At 58.7% G+C, this 17,702-nt stretch carries 14 protein-coding genes and 1 tRNA gene; 7 read left to right on the plus strand and 8 right to left on the minus strand.

Going from position 1 to position 17,702, the window contains the following annotated elements; all coding sequences use genetic code 11:
• Positions 1-123: 123 nt before the first annotated feature.
• The 3 genes from EOC93_RS20425 to EOC93_RS20435 all read left to right on the plus strand — a co-directional run bounded on the left by EOC93_RS20425 (position 124) and on the right by EOC93_RS20435 (position 3,220).
• Positions 124-480: a hypothetical protein gene (locus tag EOC93_RS20425; RefSeq protein ID WP_095486222.1), complete on the plus strand. Its 357-nt coding sequence runs from the start codon at positions 124-126 to the stop codon at positions 478-480.
• A 147-nt stretch (positions 481-627) separates the two neighbouring features.
• The gene (locus tag EOC93_RS20430; protein WP_095486145.1) at positions 628-1,017 is read left to right on the plus strand and encodes a DUF427 domain-containing protein; all 390 of its coding nucleotides are present in this window, start codon (positions 628-630) and stop codon (positions 1,015-1,017) included.
• Positions 1,018-1,303: 286 nt separating this feature from the next.
• The gene (locus EOC93_RS20435; RefSeq protein WP_164547026.1) at positions 1,304-3,220 is read left to right on the plus strand and encodes a calcium-binding protein; all 1,917 of its coding nucleotides are present in this window, start codon (positions 1,304-1,306) and stop codon (positions 3,218-3,220) included.
• 279 nt (positions 3,221-3,499) lie between these two features.
• On the opposite strand, the gene ppdK is transcribed toward EOC93_RS20435, so the two are convergent.
• The gene (gene ppdK, locus EOC93_RS20440) at positions 3,500-6,187 is read right to left on the minus strand and encodes a pyruvate, phosphate dikinase (RefSeq protein ID WP_095486146.1); all 2,688 of its coding nucleotides are present in this window, start codon (positions 6,185-6,187) and stop codon (positions 3,500-3,502) included.
• 209 nt (positions 6,188-6,396) lie between these two features.
• Between ppdK and EOC93_RS20445 the strand changes: the two genes are divergently transcribed.
• From EOC93_RS20445 to EOC93_RS20460, 4 genes are all read left to right on the plus strand, one after another.
• Positions 6,397-6,741 carry a VOC family protein gene (locus tag EOC93_RS20445; RefSeq protein WP_127205508.1) on the plus strand — a complete coding sequence of 115 codons (345 nt, stop codon included), beginning with the start codon at positions 6,397-6,399 and terminating at the stop codon, positions 6,739-6,741.
• A 145-nt stretch (positions 6,742-6,886) separates the two neighbouring features.
• Positions 6,887-6,961: transfer RNA gene (locus EOC93_RS20450), tRNA-Gln, on the plus strand.
• A gap of 232 nt (positions 6,962-7,193) precedes the next feature.
• Positions 7,194-8,345 (plus strand): nucleotidyltransferase family protein, encoded by a 1,152-nt coding sequence (locus tag EOC93_RS20455; protein WP_127205509.1) that lies wholly within the window; start codon positions 7,194-7,196, stop codon positions 8,343-8,345.
• Positions 8,346-8,462: 117 nt separating this feature from the next.
• The gene (locus EOC93_RS20460; RefSeq protein WP_127205510.1) at positions 8,463-10,142 is read left to right on the plus strand and encodes an ABC transporter ATP-binding protein; all 1,680 of its coding nucleotides are present in this window, start codon (positions 8,463-8,465) and stop codon (positions 10,140-10,142) included.
• A gap of 94 nt (positions 10,143-10,236) precedes the next feature.
• Here EOC93_RS20460 and EOC93_RS20465 read toward each other — a convergent pair whose 3' ends face one another.
• The 7 genes from EOC93_RS20465 to EOC93_RS20495 all read right to left on the minus strand — a co-directional run bounded on the left by EOC93_RS20465 (position 10,237) and on the right by EOC93_RS20495 (position 17,646).
• A complete protein-coding gene (locus tag EOC93_RS20465) occupies positions 10,237-10,515 on the minus strand; it encodes a PqqD family protein (protein WP_126103206.1) in 279 nt (92 codons plus the stop codon).
• Positions 10,512-11,381, minus strand: a complete 870-nt coding sequence (locus EOC93_RS20470) for a hypothetical protein (RefSeq protein ID WP_127205511.1) — start codon at positions 11,379-11,381, stop codon at positions 10,512-10,514. Before EOC93_RS20470 ends, EOC93_RS20465 begins: the two co-directional genes overlap by 4 nt.
• The gene (locus tag EOC93_RS20475; RefSeq protein ID WP_127205512.1) at positions 11,378-12,508 is read right to left on the minus strand and encodes a methyltransferase domain-containing protein; all 1,131 of its coding nucleotides are present in this window, start codon (positions 12,506-12,508) and stop codon (positions 11,378-11,380) included. The genes EOC93_RS20470 and EOC93_RS20475 overlap by 4 nt, the downstream gene beginning before the upstream one ends.
• 13 nt (positions 12,509-12,521) lie before the next feature.
• The gene (locus EOC93_RS20480; protein ID WP_126103209.1) at positions 12,522-12,941 is read right to left on the minus strand and encodes a tail fiber domain-containing protein; all 420 of its coding nucleotides are present in this window, start codon (positions 12,939-12,941) and stop codon (positions 12,522-12,524) included.
• A gap of 241 nt (positions 12,942-13,182) precedes the next feature.
• Positions 13,183-15,072 (minus strand): asparagine synthase (glutamine-hydrolyzing), encoded by a 1,890-nt coding sequence (asnB, locus tag EOC93_RS20485; RefSeq protein WP_127205513.1) that lies wholly within the window; start codon positions 15,070-15,072, stop codon positions 13,183-13,185.
• 15 nt (positions 15,073-15,087) lie between these two features.
• A complete protein-coding gene (locus tag EOC93_RS20490) occupies positions 15,088-15,624 on the minus strand; it encodes a lasso peptide biosynthesis B2 protein (RefSeq protein ID WP_206532253.1) in 537 nt (178 codons plus the stop codon).
• A gap of 249 nt (positions 15,625-15,873) precedes the next feature.
• Positions 15,874-17,646, minus strand: a complete 1,773-nt coding sequence (locus tag EOC93_RS20495; RefSeq protein ID WP_127205526.1) for an SLC13 family permease — start codon at positions 17,644-17,646, stop codon at positions 15,874-15,876.
• Positions 17,647-17,702 lie beyond the last annotated feature (56 nt).

Here is a 17,702-nt window from a genome sequence, read left to right on the forward strand (position 1 = left end):
GCCATGACCGGGCAGAAGCGATGCATTGATCGAAAAGACAGGAAAACCGCCACAATCCGGCCATCCTCGGCGTTAACTTTGATTAATGGGCAAGGGTGCGATTGGCGAATGAAAGAGGTTCGCATGGACGCGCAGCTCGACGACAAGACTCTCGAAAATACGCTCGCCGAAAGCCTGGCTGATTTGGTGCCGGACACTAAGACCGTTTCCGAAGACGAATTTGTCGAAGTTGTCGGCGGCGCCCTTGAGGCGGTCGGTGGCACACTGCTGTTCAAGATGTGCGTTCAGAACGAAGGCGAAGGCCAGCACGTTGCCGCGGCATGCGTCGGGGATGGCGGCAACCGCCAGTTCCTTCTGCTCACCTTGCCGACCGGCGGGGGTGCGCTGAAGGTCGAGACCGCATCGAGAAGCAGCAATCCGGTCGCCGGTATCGCCGCCGCTTATGCCGAGCTGATGGATGCGTTTCAGGCTGCCGCCTGATCGTTTCCAGACCGGTTTAACGGGAGACCAGGCCGAAACCTGAGCCACACGGCTGGCTGTGCGTTATTCCTAGAGGGCGACCTTGCGCAATTCGCTCGCTCGCCACACCTATTTCGGGGCGCATGCCAGACAAGGAGAACCCCGCCAATGGACCAGATCGCAAACCCCGCACCAGGCTTTCAAAGCAATCCCGGCAAGGTCATCACCGTCGAGCCCTATCGCGGCACCGTCACGGTGCGCAGCGGCGAAACGGTCGTCGCCTCGTCCACGAAAGCAAAGGTACTGACCGAGTCCCCCTATCCTTCAGTCTTTTACATTCCGTTTGCGGACATCGATTTCGACCAGCTTCGCAAGACGGAGTTCTCGACTCATTGCCCTTACAAGGGCGATGCGAGTTATTGGAGCGTGCTGTCTGCCGCCGAAGCGGGCAAGGACGCGATGTGGGCGTATGAGCGGCCTTTCGACGAGATGGTCGAAATCCGCGATCACGGCGCGTTCTATCCCAACAAGGCGACGATCGAAGCCAAACCAGCCTGAGCAGGGACGGCTCGAGACCTGTCCCGCCGATCAGTCGGGGCCACCGCTGCCGAGGTCGAGCCGCACGAAGGTCAGCCTCCTGTCCTTCAGCGCCAGAAGATCGTATTGCCGCCATTAAGATTCGCGCAGGTTCGCACAAAGCCCGTGCAGTCAAATCACATGACAATTGGCGGTCCATCGAAGTTCAACGATTCTATCAATGGCGTGTCGCTAATTGATTAGGCGCTAATATGGGCCGTCGAGTAGGCAGGGATCGGGGGCTTCCGAATCAGACGAGGGATATCGCATGGCCACAATGCACTTCACCTGGGGCGCCTCAGCGGCCCAGGCCGCGGCCACTGGCTTCAACCTGGTCGATCTTCAATACGCGTCATCGGTCAACGCATTGCCGGATGGCTCGAAGGCCCTGATCTGGCTCGGCGAGAGCAACGGGGTAACCCAGTCCTTTATCGACAAGGTAACGCCTCTCATCGGCAATCCGAAGGTTCTTGGATTTTTCCTGACCGACGAGCCTGATCCCACCGGCAGATACCATACCCAGGTGAGCGCTGCCAACCTGAAGGCGGAATCCGACTGGATCCATTCCCATTTTCCGGGCGCCAAGACTTTTATCACCCTGATGGACATGGGGTCGTTCGCAGATTCGGACTATTCCAACACCTACAATCCTGCCAACACAGGCATCGACTATTATGGGATAAACCCTTATCCCGTGCGCACGACTGCGGTGGACTTCAACTACATTGATAGAGCCGTGGCTGCGGCGTTGGAAGCAGGCATCCCGCAGAGCGCGATCATTCCAGTCTATCAGGCGTTTGGCGGCGGCGGCTGGGCGACCAATACGGGCGGATCGTATGTCATGCCCACGACGTCCCAGATGCAGACCATGATGGACCACTGGGAAAGGCTGGTTCCCAATCCTGCCTTTGACATGGCCTATAAATGGGCCTCGCAGAACGGCGAAACCTCGCTTGGCAACACTCCGTCGATGCAATCCTTTTTCCTGCAGCACAACACCAGCACCACGACCCCGCCTCCAACCGACGATGTTCTGGACGGCACAAGCGGAGCCGATGTGCTTCAGGCAGTCGGTGCCCGCACAATGACTGGCTATGGCGGCAACGACACCTATCATGTCGATGATGCTGGCGACAGGGTGATCGAGGCGGCGGGCGGCGGTTCGGACAAGGTGCTCGCTGCAGTGAGCTATGCGCTTACAGCCGGCTCGCATATCGAACTCCTCGCCACCAACAACGCGGCCGGCACAGCGGCGATCAATCTGACCGGCAATGAGTTTGCCCAGACCATCCAAGGCAATGCCGGAGCCAACGTGATCAACGGCCTCGGCGGCGCCGACACGATGACCGGTTATGGCGGCAACGACACCTATTATGCCGACAATGCCGGCGACAGGGTGGTTGAGGCGACAGGCGGCGGTACCGACAAAGTGCTCGCCTCGGTGAGTCATGGGCTTACGGCCGGCTCGCAGATCGAGCTTCTCGCCACCACGAACCCGTCAGGCACGACGGCTATGAACCTCAACGGCAACGAGTTCGCCCAGACCATCCAAGGCAATGCCGGCACCAATGTCTTCAATGGCCACGGCGGGGCCGACACGATGACCGGCTATGGCGGCAATGACGGCTACTATGTCGACAATGCCGGCGACAAAGTGATTGAGGTGGCAGGCGGCGGTCGCGACAACATAGCCACTACGGTGAGCTATGCGCTTGCGGCCGGCTCGGCGGTCGAGCTTCTCGCCACCAGGTATCCGTCCGCCACGACGGCAATCAACCTCACTGGCAACGAGTTCGCCCAGACCATCCAGGGAAATGCCGGCGCCAATATCATCAATGGCGGCCGTGGTGCCGACATCTTGACCGGCAACGGTGGCAATGATGCTTTCGTTTTCAACTCCGCCCTTGGAAGCGGAAATATCGACAGGGTCACTGACTTCAACACGCTCCAGGACAAAATCCACATCGACAACGCCATCTTTGCCGGGCTGAGCTCGGGCGCGCTCACATCCGCCGCTTTCTTTACGGGCGCGGGCGCGCATGATAGCTCCGACCATATTATCTACAACAGTTCAACTGGAGCGCTCTCCTTCGACAGCGACGGGATCGGCGGCGCAGCTCAAACACAGTTCGCCACCCTTTCTCCAGGTCTCTCGATTACGGCAGGCGCATTCTTTGTGACCTGAAGGAGCTGACGGGAAGCGACATGGTGGGAGGACCCGCGGTCGCCAACAGGGACAGGTGGACAAACTGCACCGTTCAGTCTGTCTCTTCTGGCGAGCATGGACGTTCCCGCGTGGACTCTTGCCGCACCGGCGAGTGCAGCGAGCGAAATGCGCCTCAAGAGACCATGCCCGAGAGGGTGCGCGTCAGCGAAAATCCGAATCGGGTTTTCGCTACGCTGGGGTTCGGTTCGACGGGATCATGCGCAAAGACCAGGTGCCGAAGCGTCGTTTGCGTCCCAATTAAACGGCGCGCGGCGCTGACGTTTTCGAAACCTGCACCGCCGCCTGAGCGGCAGCCAGCCTGGCGATCGGCACGCGGTAGGGCGAGCATGACACATAGTCGAGGCCGACCTCCTCGCAGAAATGGATCGACGCCGGATCGCCGCCATGTTCGCCGCAAATGCCGAGCTTGATGTCCGGCCGTGTCGCCCTGCCCTTTTCGGCCGCCATCCGCACCAGTTCGCCGACGCCCTCGATGTCGAGCGACACGAACGGATCCTGCTCGATGATGCCCTTTTGACGATAAGTCTCCAGAAACGAGGCCGCATCGTCGCGTGAGATGCCGAAGGTGGTCTGGGTCAGATCGTTGGTGCCGAAAGAGAAGAATTCGGCCGCCTCGGCGATGACATGGGCGCGGATCGCCGCGCGCGGCAATTCGATCATCGTGCCGGTAAGATAGGTGATCTTGACGCCGGTTTCCTCCATCACGCTCTTGGCGACGGCATCGATCCGCGCCTTGACATAATCGAGCTCCTTCACCAGGCCGACCAGCGGCACCATGATTTCCGGAACCACCAGCGCGCCGGCCTTCCTGCCGGCCTCGACGGCGGCCTCGAAAATGGCGCGCGCCTGCATCTCGGCGATTTCGGGATAGGAAACCGCAAGCCGACAGCCACGATGGCCAAGCATCGGATTGAATTCGTGCAGAGCCTCGGTGCGCTGCCGGAGCTTGTCGGGCGACACGTTCATGGCGGCGGCGACTTCGGCCACCTCTTCCTCGGTCTTGGGCAGGAATTCGTGCAGCGGCGGATCGAGCAGCCGGATCGTCACCGGCAGGCCGGCCATGATCTCGAACAGTTCGAGGAAATCCGAGCGCTGCATGGGCAAGAGTTTTGCGAGCGCCGTTCGCCGGCCCTTTTCCGTTTCGGCCAGGATCATCTCGCGCATGGCGACGATACGGTCGCCGTCGAAGAACATGTGCTCGGTGCGGCAAAGCCCGATGCCTTCGGCGCCGAAGGAGCGCGCCATGCGCGCGTCGAGCGGCGTTTCGGCGTTGGTGCGCACCTTCATACGGCGCACGGAATCGGCCCATTCCATGATGGCGGCGAAATCGCCCGAGAGTTCCGGCTGCAGCATCGGCACGGCGCCTTTCAGCACCTGGCCGTTGCCGCCGTCGATGGTGATGATGTCACCTTTGCGCAACGTCGACCCCATCGCCGTCAGCGTGCCGGCCCTGTAGTCGACGCGCAGCGAGCCCGCGCCCGACACACAAGGCTTGCCCATGCCGCGCGCCACCACCGCGGCGTGGCTGGTCATGCCGCCACGCGTGGTCAGGATACCTTCCGCCGCATGCATGCCGTGGATGTCTTCGGGACTGGTCTCGATGCGCACGAGGATCGCCTTGCGGCCTTGCGTCTTGAGCTCCTCAGCGTCGTTGGAGGAAAAGACGATCTCGCCGGTGGCAGCACCCGGAGAAGCTGGCAGGCCGATGCCGATCACATCGCGCGCGGCCTCCGGATCGATGGTCGGATGCAGCAATTGATCGAGCGAGGCCGGATCGATGCGGGCGACGGCCTCTTCTTTCGAAATGAGCTTATCCTGCGCCATTTCGACGGCGATTCTGAGCGCGGCCTTGGCGGTACGCTTGCCGGACCTCGTCTGCAGCATCCATAATTTGCCGCGCTCGATGGTGAATTCAAGATCCTGCATGTCGCGGTAGTGCTTTTCCAGACGGTCTGAGATGGTGACGAACGACTGGAACGCATCCGGCATCAGCTTCTGCAGCGACGGCTTGTCGGAGCCTGCGGCAATGCGCGCCGCCTCGGTGATGTTTTGCGGCGTGCGAATGCCGGCAACGACATCCTCGCCCTGCGCATTCACCAGGAATTCGCCATAGAGCATCTTTTCGCCGGTTGACGGATTGCGGGTAAAAGCGACACCTGTGGCCGAAGTTTCACCCATATTGCCGAAGACCATGGCCTGGACGTTGACCGCCGTGCCCCAGCTTTCGGGAATGTCGTGCAGGCGCCGATAGGTGATGGCGCGGCTGTTCATCCAGCTCGAAAACACGGCGCCGATCGCACCCCAGAGCTGCTCGTTCGGATCCTGCGGAAACGGCTTGCCGAGTTCCTCCTCGACCTTGGCCTTGTAGAGTGCAATCACGCCCTGCCATTCGATGGCGGTCAGTTCGGTGTCGAGCTCATGGCCGAGCCCGCCCTTCTGGTCTTCGAGGATTTCCTCGAACACCTCATGGTCGAGGCCCATGACAACATCGGAATACATCTGGATGAAACGCCGGTAGCTGTCATAGGCAAAGCGCGCATCGCCTGAATCGGCGGCCAGCGCCTCGACCGTCTCGTCGTTCAGACCGAGATTGAGCACGGTGTCCATCATGCCAGGCATGGAAGCGCGGGCACCGGAACGCACCGACACCAAAAGCAGTTTCGAGGGATCGCCGAAACGGCGCCCGGTCAGCCGGCCGATATGATCGAGGGCGACCGCGACATCCGCTTCCAGCGAGGCCGGATAGCAGCACTCATTGGCGTAGTAGGCACTGCAGACCTCCGTGGTGATGGTGAAGCCCGGCGGCACGGGCAGGCCTAGACTGCACATTTCGGCGAGATTGGCACCCTTGCCGCCCAGGAGGTTCCTATCGCCGGCACGGCCTTCCGCGGCGCCGTCGCCAAAGGTGTAGACCCATTTGGTCATGCTTGCTCTCCGGTTGCAGGAGATTGAAAAGATTGACGAAGCCGAAGTTCCGCCGTGTCCCTATCCGAGCGATATGATGCTGCAGTGCGAAAGGCAAGCGTCGGCAAAGCCAGCCGGCTTCTACAATCGATTAAGAAAAAGCGATGGCAAAAAGACTTGCGGCTTAGTGGTCACCAAAGTAGAACATAGTAGGAACACGAGGTGGCGCCATGAGACTGACCGGAAAACTCGATTATCTGGAAATGCCGGCAACTGGTGGAACGCTGGACAGGCTGAAGGCTTTCTACAGCGCCGCCTTTTCCTGGTCATTCACCGACTATGGGCCTACCTATTCGGCCTTTTCGGAAGGTCTTGATGGAGGCTTCCAGGCTGATGCCGGCGAAGCGCCCGCCAAGCCGCTTCCGGTGCTTTATTCCGAGGACCTGGAAAAAATCCTGAGCGCCGTCGAAAATGCCGGCGGCACGATCGTCAAGCCGATCTTTTCGTTCCCTGGTGGCAGGCGGTTCCATTTCGTCGATCCGGCCGGCAACGAAATGGCCGTCTGGGGCGAGTAGACGCCATGGCCTGACAGCAGGGGATAATGTCCGAACTCCTATCTGCGGGAACCGATGGATCAGTTCCGCGCACCGCTATTCTCGGCATTGAGCTTTCCGTCGGCTCGTCCTATAAGGCCGCGCGCAACGGGCATGTTCCCGCTGCTGGGGCGTAGCCAAGTGGTAAGGCATCGGTTTTTGGTACCGACAATCCCAGGTTCGAATCCTGGCGCCCCAGCCATCGCTCACAGGTCCGTTCCGGACACATGTGCAGCAGCCACTTCGTAATGCCGGCACGCTACGTCGATGCCAACTTGACAGCCTCGTCGCCAATGCCCATCAGGACCATGTCACGACCAAAGCTTGCGATGAACGCAGCAGCGAACAGATGGCTAGGCCCGAACGAATGACAACAATCTGCCAGAGCGCCGGGCTCAAGGGCGCTGTTGGATCTCTGCAACGGAGCTCTAGTCATGCAGGGAATTGAAGAGCTGCTTTGTGCTACCTTACGTGGCGAAAATCCGACTTGGCCGGAATACGGCGACAATAATTTCGCGGCCCGCTTCATCGAGCGAAGTGCTTATCACGGGGTACAGGCGTTACTTCATCACTATATTGCAGATCGCGAACGCGTTGACATGGGTTGGCCGGAAGTTATCCTGGCTACTTGTCGTCAGCAGGCCACTGCTCAAGCATTGTGGGAGATGCGCCACCAGTACATGCTGAAACAAGTACTGGAGCGGCTAGCGGCTATTGGAATCCATCCAATTCTGTTCAAAGGCACGGCCTTAGCCTACAGTGTCTATCCGACGTCTTTCCTGCGTACAAGAGGTGACACGGACCTCCTCGTACCGTCGGACACGCGTGATCGGGTAGCCAAAGCGTTAGAGGCCCTGGGGTTTCGTGAGCTGGGAACAAGAGCGGATGTCATCCGCGGCCAGACGAGCTATAGCTGGACAGACCCCGCCTCCAATCAGGAACACACCCTCGATTTGCATTGGCGGATCACCAATTCCACACTCCTGTCAAATCTGTTCTCGTATGAAGAATTGCGCTCCGTGGCCCGGCCACTGCCGAACTTGAGCGCGAATGCCCTCGCAGCTGATCCAGTGCACGCGCTCGTGCTCGCCTGCATGCATCGAGCGGTCCACAAACACGCTTTGTATTATGTCGATGGCGTGGAATATTATGGCGGCGATCGACTGATCTGGCTTTACGATATTCAGGTTCTGTTTTCGATGCTATCGCCGTCGCAACGCAATGAGTTTGTGAAATTTGCCGAGCGTAAAGGACTGCGGGCGGCCTGCCTGGACGGCATCGAGGCGACCCGAGCCCGTTTTCGTACCACTATGCCCGAAGCCGTGTCTGACGCGCTTTCCCGTCCTGGACCGACAGAACCCGCGTCGAGCTATCTTAGCGGATCCAGGGTGAACCGAATATGGATGGACTTCCAGGCCGCGAGAGGCGTACGGAACAAGTCCGGTTTTCTGGCCGAACTCCTCTTCCCGCCCGCAATTCATATGCGGCAAAAATATCGCCAGGCAAACACATCCTGGCTACCTTGGCTCTACTTACGCCGGGCCACGGCCGGGTTTTTAAAGTACTTACACACCCCGAACAGGTGACTGCTATCTGCGGGTATGATCCCGCAAAATCGTAAGAAAATCTACCGCGATTGATGATGCAGCCTGGCTATTGGTGTCTGCTCCAGCAGATCATATCGATCTATCTCTTGTGGAACTATGAACAGATTATCGAAAATTAGCGAGACAAACATTCTGCTGAATTTAGCGGCACCTTATCGCCTGGCGTTGGCCGCTGGTCTGGTATTAATGCTATGCGAAAGCGCTGCTTTATTGGTTATGCCTTGGCTTGGTGGCAGGCTTGCTGAAACGTTTCTCCAAGAACGCGCAAGCAGCAGCACGATCGACATTCAGGTACTTTTTCTAGGAGCACTGGCGCTGTTCGCGGTTCAGGCTGTTTTAAAATTCAGCAATATATACCTGATTGGTGGGACGACTACACAAATACTGGCGGACTTGAAAATTCGAATTTACGACCACCTTCAGGCCTTACCGCTTGCTTTCTCCCATCGGCGGCGTCACGGCGATACGCTCGCGCTACTCACCCATGATGTGCACGTCGTGAGCGATTACATCAGCGGCACCGCACTTGCTGCCCTGCCGCTCTTTTTCACCGTCAGTGGGGCATTGGCTTTAATGTTCCGAATTGATTCTCTTCTCGCCATGTCCGCTGCAATCATGATTCCTTTGCTCTATCTACTGCTTAAAATTTTCGGACGGCGCATGCGGCCATTGGCGCTCCAACTTCAGGAGGAGCACGCCATTGCCATCGCCATTGCTGAGGAAAACCTCGGCATGCTTCCCGCCATCAAGACCTTCACGCGCGAACAGCAAGAATCGCAACGTTATCGGAGCCAAATCGAGCGCGTCGTCAGCCTGAGCGCCAAGGAGCGCGCTATCCACGCCGCATTGGGGCCGGGCGTTCAGCTTGTGACGGCGACCGCGGTCGTTCTTATGCTTTGGTTGGCCCAAGGGCAAATTGGCGATGGGGCTCTCACTGTGCCTCAATTGGTGAGTTTTCTCCTCTACGCCCAAGTCATGGCTCGACCCATGGCGGGGCTCGCAGACGTCTATGGACAGACCCAGCGCGCGCGCGGAGCGCTGAGCCGGCTCGCAACAGCCTTGGCCGAAGAGCCTGAGCCGAGCTGGCATGCGGGCAAGCAGATGGGAAAAATAAACGGCGACATCGAATTCCGTGGTGTCACGTTCGCTTACCCGGGGCGTGAGCCTGCATTGAGGTGCCTCGATCTATCCGTCGCCGCGGGCGAGACAATAGCAATCATAGGTCCCAACGGCGCAGGAAAGAGCACTGTGGCGCATTTGCTTATGCGATTGCATGAGCCTTCCAAGGGAAGCATCTTCATCGATGGCGTGGATATTTCCACGGTCTCCTTGCATAGCCTGCGCAGCCAGATAGGGGTTGTGCCTCAGCACGTGTTACTGTTCAACGCCACCGTCCGCGACAACATCGCATATGGGCGGCCTGAGCCCACACAGGATGAGGTCGAGGCAGCAGCACGGTCGGCCCGCGCGCATGATTTCATCATGCAATTGCCGCAGGGCTACCGGACGCCGATCGGCGATCGGGGCGTGCGGCTGTCCGGAGGGCAACAGCAGCGGCTGGCGTTGGCTCGGGCGCTGTTGAAAGATCCGCCGATTCTAATACTCGATGAAGCTACCGCTATGTTCGACCCGGAAGGGGAGCGCGAGTTCTTGCAGGCATGCGTCGATGTGCTGCGACAGAGGACAGTGCTTTTGATAACCCACCGGCCGGCGAGCCTGGCACTGGCTGATCGGGTGTTCAAGCTGGATGACGGCATCACGACAAGCGCCGAGTAAGTCCAGCCTCACCGTCACCCAGGCCGGCTCAACTGAACTCGGTGCTTCGGATCAGGCTACGCGCACCTGCTGCTAGACATACAAATTTATACACTCATGCCTCTTCAATCTTGATCAGCCCCTGGCGTTCGAGCGTTTGCAACAAGCTGAATACGTCTTTCTCCAAGGGCGCAGGCTCGACCTCGTACTCGTCGAGCATGGTTCGGCAGATTTCGCCGACGGTTTTTCCTTCGGACAGTAGTATCCAGATACGTGCTCCGACCGTGTCCAGCCCAAAATACGTTCCGCTGGCGAGGTCCAGGATCACTGTCTCATTGCCCACCTGTCGCGCCATCACTTGCGCCGGAATCGCCACTCTGTCAGTCAAATTCATGCCTGTTCACCCACCTTAAACGCGTGTTTCACAATGGCCTGCCTGACCCGCGGCAGGTCTTCAAAGCGACGGGGATAATCCAGGCGGTAAAAAATTGCTTGCCCAGCCAGGGAGGACAATTCATCGAAATGGGCGGCAAGCAGTTCGTGTGCCTCAATCTCGAGTAAGAAAGAATGCTTCATTAGTTCCATCAGAGCTTCGCGCCCGGTCATACCCTCGAACACCGCTTCTTGCTGGACACCCTCGCCAAGAAAATACACCCGGCGCAAGCGCCGGGGTTGTCCGCAGAAAACGATGTCATCGCCCGCAAGAAAGCGCGCCTTCGATGTGAATTGCACCGGGGGCGCTTTCCGTACACCATCCTTGCCGACCAAGGCTTCCTCACTGTCTCCCCATAGCCGGATCGAAGGATGGCTCGGCATAATCTGAAACCCACCGTCGCAAGGCTCTACCAGCAGCCCGTCATCCGTCAGGAAGCGGAACCCGTCGGTTGCAAAGCTTGCCGCCAGCGTGGACTTGCCTCGGCCTGACTCGCCGATAAATGCGATGCCCTCGCCGCTGATTTCGACCGCGCTGCCGTGCAAAACCAGCTTCCCCTGTTTGCTGAGCGCCAGGGGCAAAACCTGATTCAGATAAAGATGCTGAATGGTCGCGCCGGAGACTCCCTGCACCGGCCATGCTTGGATCTGTCCGCCATCTTGACTCAGCTGGAAATCCGCCAGTTCGGGAAAACGCAGCAGGTAGGCTCCCCCGATGCGGTAGAAATCCGTCCACAAAGTTCCGTCTGGGAAAACCCACTGGTGAAACAAGGTGGCGTCAAGTGGCATTTGAGGGCGGGCGTCCGCCACCTGAAAGTCCACCGTCATTCCGTGTCCTTGCCCAGCACCTGGGCGACAAATCGCGCTGTTTCTTCCACGGAAGGGAACAAGCCGGGGTGTTCGCGCAGCACGGCTTCTTCAACCTGCCTGACCGTCCTTTGACCGTCGCAAAGTCCTAGCACGATCATTCTTGCCTGCCCCTGGCAATTGGGTCGGGGCACATGCGCGGGATTCCGTGTGATGATCTCGGCCGGCGTCCGCAACTCGCCCTGCCAGGTCGAATGGCTGAATTTCCGCCCTCCGGACGCGATTTCAACTTCCCACGCGATAACCGAATCCGTCGGGCGCGCCATCACCCTCGCCCTCACCACATCGCCGGATTTTACCTCGACGGCTTCACCGATGGGCAGGAAAGCCTGAGAGCGTTTGATTGGACGATCGGCAAGCGGCGAGTTCGTCAACCACACCCCTTCGGCCAACTCACAATCGAACCAGCCGCCGAGTCCGTGCACAACGCCATCGCGCTCTATGCGCAACTCCGCATCCCAGGAGAAAAAGTCCGGATTGTCTTCACGAAAATCGATGCCGCCCAGTTCAGCGGGGGCGCCAAGCAATTCTTCCCGCTGAAGATTGACCGCATACTTGGTGTTGACGGCGTATTGGCCCACCCAATGGAATTCGCTGGGTACGCCCTCTCGTCGCCACCCGTCGGCCAAGCCGTAACTGGTTTCCGATTCCACTGCGGCGAGTTGAAGCGTGAGCCTGGCGGGAATCAATGCCCCCCCTGGCTTCAGGAAACGCCGCCTGGCGTCCGCGAGGTATTCGATGATACCGGCATCAAAGCCGAAGTAGCCGACTTGATCGCAGATCACCACATCAACCCGTTCGGGCAGGTTGGCCCGCGCAGAGTAGTCCCCCATGAAAATCGCCTGGCCACCCCATCCCGCGCGAACGAAGGATTCCCGCGCGACCTCGATCATGGCGGTTGAGTCGATGGCGTAGACACGGGACGCGCCCGCCTGCAAGCACAACAGCCCCAGGATCCCGGTGCCACAACCGAGATCCGTGATGTAATCCCCATGTTTGACGACTTGGGCGACAGCGGACTTGAACTGTTCAAGCCTTACCGAATCGCCGACATACCCCAAGTGTTCCTGCAGCGCGGAACTCGACATTCCCCCGCAAGGCTCAGTGAATAGAGGAGTGCCGTATCCTCAGCATCCCGTAGTCCACCCTCTTGTAACCGTCAGGATGAACGCTTACGGCTTCCGGCATCACCGTCTCGACCTCGTCGGCCATTACACCAAACTGCCTGCCAAGGCCCCACTGCTCGCGGTATTCAGGCTTGTAGTCGAACAGATAGAGGCCGATTCCAAGCGAATGGGTGCCAATACGGACGACGTTCTCTTTGGCGCGCGGGTCGGACACCATACTCATACCGGCGGGGCCCCCATCTAGCCCGCTTCCGGTACCGCCTCTTGTTATCGCGCTTACGGAACCGTAGATCTGCAGTGTGGGAGTCGAATAGGGCGCCTTGTTTACCTCAGCAGCTTTGTTTTCAACGGTGAGGTGGGATGGCGTCTGCTGGTCGTTCAGATTGCTTTTCATTAACTCGGCCCTTACGCTGACTGGGAAATCTCTCAGGAAACCGTCAGATGAACTATCTGGACGTTCTCGGTGGCTTTTGAACAAGATCGTACCTTGCCACCAAGCTAAAACGGGCGCAACCCTGACGGGTAGCATTCGTCGAAAATTTAACCGATGTGACGATCAAGTTATCTAACGGTACGCTACACGGCTTCAACGATACGTTACATGGCATCGATTAACAGTACGTTATATTGACCCATTAACAGTCCCCTATATACGTTACATGACATCCATAAATTCCCCACAAAATCCATTTCGGCATGCCGGCCTGCGGATTGTCTCGATAAGCCCGGAATAGCCGGGCCATCCCGTCCCGATCAACCCAGGTGCTACGCTCATCGGGAATCGTCTCGGTCAATATGGCTTGCATCCGGTCCAGATGCTCACGGAGCACTATTGAAAATTCTGCCTTGCTTTTCCGTTCGAGAATCCGCTTCGGCAGGAGATTCTTCAAAGCCTGGATATGGATATATTTGGTTCTGTCTCCACGCAGACGCAGCCTCTCGGGTAGCGAAAACGCATACTGAACGAGTTTGGGGTCGTCGAGCGGGTATCGCATTTCGATCCCGCAATGGGCGCTCACGCAATCAAGGTCCTCCATCGCCTGGGCATCATAAGCATCGTATAGAGCCTCAAGTAGCGCCCTCTGGCCGACGCTGCGCACTCGCCGATGGTGTGATGGGGGAATAAGCTCGCGACGCATCCGGATCACTTCCCCCATCCGCGGCGAGAGCCAGTAGCAGGCTTTGCTGGTCCCGCTCCCGCGCATCCTACGAACCAGGCGGCGGAGACCCTCCTGGAGAGCGATTGGCAGTAGCGGGAAAAACCCCTGCCGTATGAGCCAACTCACCGCCTGTCGCGCGCCGAATGCCGTCGCGTCGGTTTTGAGGCAGTCATAGAGCGTACGCAAATGCACTTGCGCCAGTGCCTCTGCGTAATACGCCCGGGAACCTTCCAGCCATTGATCTCCTCCGTGACCGCCTAGCGTCACGCGGCTCCCGTGCGCAACGGTTTGCTGCCATAGGCCAGCCTGCATTGACAGGTTCGGAAACCCCGGAAACTGCCGGCCGGACCGGGCGCGTTCCGCAAACCATGAAAGAGGCATCCTGGAAGGGGGAGTCTCATGAATCCGGAGCCCTAAATACCCGCCCACGGCCCGTGCGTAGGGGAGTTCGCTGGCATCGCCTTCCTCCTCCGTGAAGCCAAGCGTGTAGCCATTTATGCCGTGCGTGAGCAGTCTGTTCGAGCGGCGCAGGTGTTCCGCCACACAAAACACCGCCGAGGAGTCGAGCCCGCCGCTCACCTCAATGGCGACCGGCCGATGCGACCGGGATGAACGCCTGACGCACTCGAACAGTAATTCGCGATAATGCTCAATGTATTCTTCGTCCTTGCGAAACGGCAACATCGCCCAAAGATTCGGTTCCCAGTATTGTTCGAGTCGCGGCCCCTGGTTCCCGGCTACCATTTGATGTGCTGCGATCAAGCGCAGGATACCGTTCCATAGAGTCTCGTCCCTGGAATACCATTCCGCCGCCAGCATTTCGGCCAACATGCCTTCATTGGGTTCCTGCTTCACCCAAGGCAGCGCAAGGATCGCTTTCAACTCTGAGGCGAAGGCCAGTGATTTGCCGTCCCAATGGTAATAGAAAGGCTTGTTGCCCATGCGGTCGCGGGCGCAAAAGGCCTCTTGTCGCCGCGCATCCCAGATTACCAGTGCGAAATCGCCGTCGATATGCGGCAAACATTCCCGCCCCCAAATCTGGTAGGCTCTCAGCACCAGTTCAGCATCCGAGCGATCTCGAAGTACGGCGCCGCGCCCCAGCAGTTCCCCCCGCAGTTCCTCCCAGTTGTCCACCCGCCCGTCCATGACCAGGACAAGGCTTGCATCCTCATTCGTCAGCGGCTGGGTTTCTTCCAGCGACTCTGGCGTGGTGCGAAGCATGCATTGGCCGAGCCCGATGGAGCCCTTCACCCAATGGTGGATGCCATCCGGGCCCCGGTGCGCCATGGCCGTGGTCATTTTTTCCACTAACCCGGGTTCCACCGGCTTACCGTCAAAATGGATTATCCCGGCGATGCCGCTCATATCATCCCCATGGCATCAACCAAAATTGCGCTTGAATGCGGCAAAGCGCTCGCCAATATCGACCGTGTCGTTAAGAACCTTGCCCCGGTATTCGACCCAAGCATGGGCTTCAAATTTGCCACCAGCCTTCCGCGTGCCGATGCGCAGTTCTCCTTCGATGCCTTGCCGGCGCAGCAAAAACCAAAGCGTCATGGAACGCTTCAGGCAGTTGCCGGAGTATGAACCACGATACGCGGCAATGGATACCAGACGAGCGGTCTCTTGTGCCTGTCCATAAAAATCGGTCTCCCCATCCATTGAGTGAAGCCGGTCGGGGTTGCAAACCGCAACCGGAACGTTTGGAGGCGGCGGTGATTTACGAGGCGTGAGTGATAGGGTTGCACCCCCCCTCACGCTTCGAAGATCGCAAATCCAGATCAGTATAATTCTTGCACGTCGGAAACCAAACATCTGCAAAACCATTGCAGTGAATGGTAACAGCAACATTGCAGCGATCACCGTCCTGCGTTGTGCGGCCGTCAGGGCCAGAAATTTTTTCAATCGATTGGTCACTAGCGCCTGCGTTCGGTTGATAACTGATCTGATCGCTAATTGTAACCGCTTGCGCTCGGGTGACTACCCTCTATCATCACGCCATTTGATTGGCTGACGCATCACCTCCGATAGTGTTGTGCTTCCGGTGTGGTTAACAATCCGTCGCCGGCGCGCGAGGTCCATGTTCGCTATGCTGATGTGCCAGCCTTCTCGATTCGGCAGCGAGGGTTGTTTTCGTCGGCCGGCGAAAGGTCCCTGTATCGCATATCAGTTCATTGGCCATACGATCATTAGCATCGGCACAGCAACAATGACGACGAGGAACGATAGCGGCAGCCCCAGGCGTGGATAATCGCTGAAACGGTAGCCGCCCGGCCCCATGACGAGCGTGTTGCACTGGTGGCCTATCGGGGTGAGAAAATCGCAGCCGGCGCCAATGGCGACTGCCATTAGAAATGCTTCCGGCCTGTAGCCGAGATCGCCGGCAAATGCGGCGGCGATGGGCGCCATGACAAGAACGGTGGCGGCATTGTTGAGGAATGGCGTAACGGCCATGGCGGCGACAAGGATGAGCATCAATGCGCCGGGCGCCGGAAGAATGGTTCCCAATTTGGCAAGCTCGCCGGCAATTACTCCCGTCCCCCCTGTGCTGCGTAGCGAATCGCTCACAGGAATGAGAACGGCGAGCATGAGGAGGATTGGGCCATCCAGCGATTGGTAGACCTCCCGGACCGGGATGACCTTGAAAAGCACCATCCCGACCGCGGCGGCAAAGAAAGCGACGGAGACCGGGAGCAGCCCAAACGCTGTCGCCACAATGGCGAGAGCAAGGATCATTACCGGCACGATCCCCTTGCGGACACTACCAAGCAGGATAGCCCTTTCTGCCAGCGGCAGGCAGCCGAGTTCACGCAGTATCTCGGGTATCGTCGCTGCATTGCCCTGCAGCACGACGACGTCGCCGAGCCTTAGCTCGATTTCGGCCAGCCTGCGGTCGAGGCGCTCGCCGCGACGGCTGACGGCCAGGAGGTTGACGTTGAACCGGTCGTAAAGGGCAAGGCGCTGGGCTGTCCAGCCGATCAAGGAGGAGCTTTCACCGATTACGGCTTCGATGGCTACCATCTCGCTGGTGGTGTCGCCACCGCCGACCCTATTGCCCGTGACGCTGAGCTTGCCCTGGGAGACAAGGCGATCCAGCGCCTCTGGGTCGCCTTCGAGCAGCAGAATGTCGTTCACCTTGAGGACAGCATCGGGCAGCGGCGTCATCCGCATAGTCCGATTGCGCAGAATCGACGTCACGATAGCATCGCCGCCGGAAAGCTTCATGAGGTCTGCGACGGTTTTCCCGAGCACCGTGGAATCGCTGACAATTCGAGCCTCTGTCAGGTAATTCTTGATGTCGATGGCTTCATTCAGCGACCCGCCGAGCTTTTCGCGCACCGGTAACAGCCAATAGAAAAACAGCAGGAAGATCGTTCCGGCGGCGGCCAGGGCAGCTCCAACAGGTGTGAAGTCGAACATCGTGAAGGCGGTTCCGGTCAGTTCCTCCCGCACACGGGACACAACGATATTGGGAGATGTCCCCACCTGCGTCATGAGTCCGCCGAGCAGTGACCCGAACGCCATAGGCATCAGGAATATCGAGGGTGAAATACTCGACCGGCGCGCGAACTGGAATGCGATCGGAATCATGATAGCGAGCGCACCGATATTCTTAACAAAGGCAGACAGGATCGTGACCACGATCACCAACAGCGCCAGTTGCGACCGAACGCCCGATAAATTCGGAGCAAAGCGCTTGATGGCGACTTCCATGATGCCCGAGCGTGCTATGCCCGCGCTCACCAACAGGGCACTGCCGACAATGATCACGATATCGTCGCTGAACCCGCTGAAGGCTTCGTCAAAAGGCACAATGCCAACCGCGAGTGCAAGCAACAGTGCCGCGGCTGCGACCAGATCATATCGATATCGACCCCAAACGAACGCTGCCATCATCACGAAGGTAACGGCGAACGACAGAATTTGCGGCGTAGTCATGTCTTCGGATGCCCCGCCGCTAATACGGCTGATCAGAACGGCCAATCCGCCCTTTA

Origin of the sequence: Mesorhizobium sp. M6A.T.Ce.TU.002.03.1.1, from assembly GCF_003997275.1 — a bacterium.
Lineage (GTDB): Bacteria > Pseudomonadota > Alphaproteobacteria > Rhizobiales > Rhizobiaceae > Mesorhizobium > Mesorhizobium mediterraneum.

Coding starts and splice junctions, on each gene's coding strand:
- EOC93_RS20425 (WP_095486222.1), top strand. CDS start 124: ATGGACGCGCAGCTCGACGACAAGACTCTCGAAAATACGCTCGCCGAA.
- EOC93_RS20430 (WP_095486145.1), top strand. CDS start 628: ATGGACCAGATCGCAAACCCCGCACCAGGCTTTCAAAGCAATCCCGGC.
- EOC93_RS20435 (WP_164547026.1), top strand. CDS start 1,304: ATGGCCACAATGCACTTCACCTGGGGCGCCTCAGCGGCCCAGGCCGCG.
- ppdK (WP_095486146.1), bottom strand. CDS start 6,187: ATGACCAAATGGGTCTACACCTTTGGCGACGGCGCCGCGGAAGGCCGT.
- EOC93_RS20445 (WP_127205508.1), top strand. CDS start 6,397: ATGAGACTGACCGGAAAACTCGATTATCTGGAAATGCCGGCAACTGGT.
- EOC93_RS20455 (WP_127205509.1), top strand. CDS start 7,194: ATGCAGGGAATTGAAGAGCTGCTTTGTGCTACCTTACGTGGCGAAAAT.
- EOC93_RS20460 (WP_127205510.1), top strand. CDS start 8,463: ATGAACAGATTATCGAAAATTAGCGAGACAAACATTCTGCTGAATTTA.
- EOC93_RS20465 (WP_126103206.1), bottom strand. CDS start 10,515: ATGAATTTGACTGACAGAGTGGCGATTCCGGCGCAAGTGATGGCGCGA.
- EOC93_RS20470 (WP_127205511.1), bottom strand. CDS start 11,381: ATGACGGTGGACTTTCAGGTGGCGGACGCCCGCCCTCAAATGCCACTT.
- EOC93_RS20475 (WP_127205512.1), bottom strand. CDS start 12,508: ATGTCGAGTTCCGCGCTGCAGGAACACTTGGGGTATGTCGGCGATTCG.
- EOC93_RS20480 (WP_126103209.1), bottom strand. CDS start 12,941: ATGAAAAGCAATCTGAACGACCAGCAGACGCCATCCCACCTCACCGTT.
- asnB (WP_127205513.1), bottom strand. CDS start 15,072: ATGAGCGGCATCGCCGGGATAATCCATTTTGACGGTAAGCCGGTGGAA.
- EOC93_RS20495 (WP_127205526.1), bottom strand. CDS start 17,646: ATGACTACGCCGCAAATTCTGTCGTTCGCCGTTACCTTCGTGATGATG.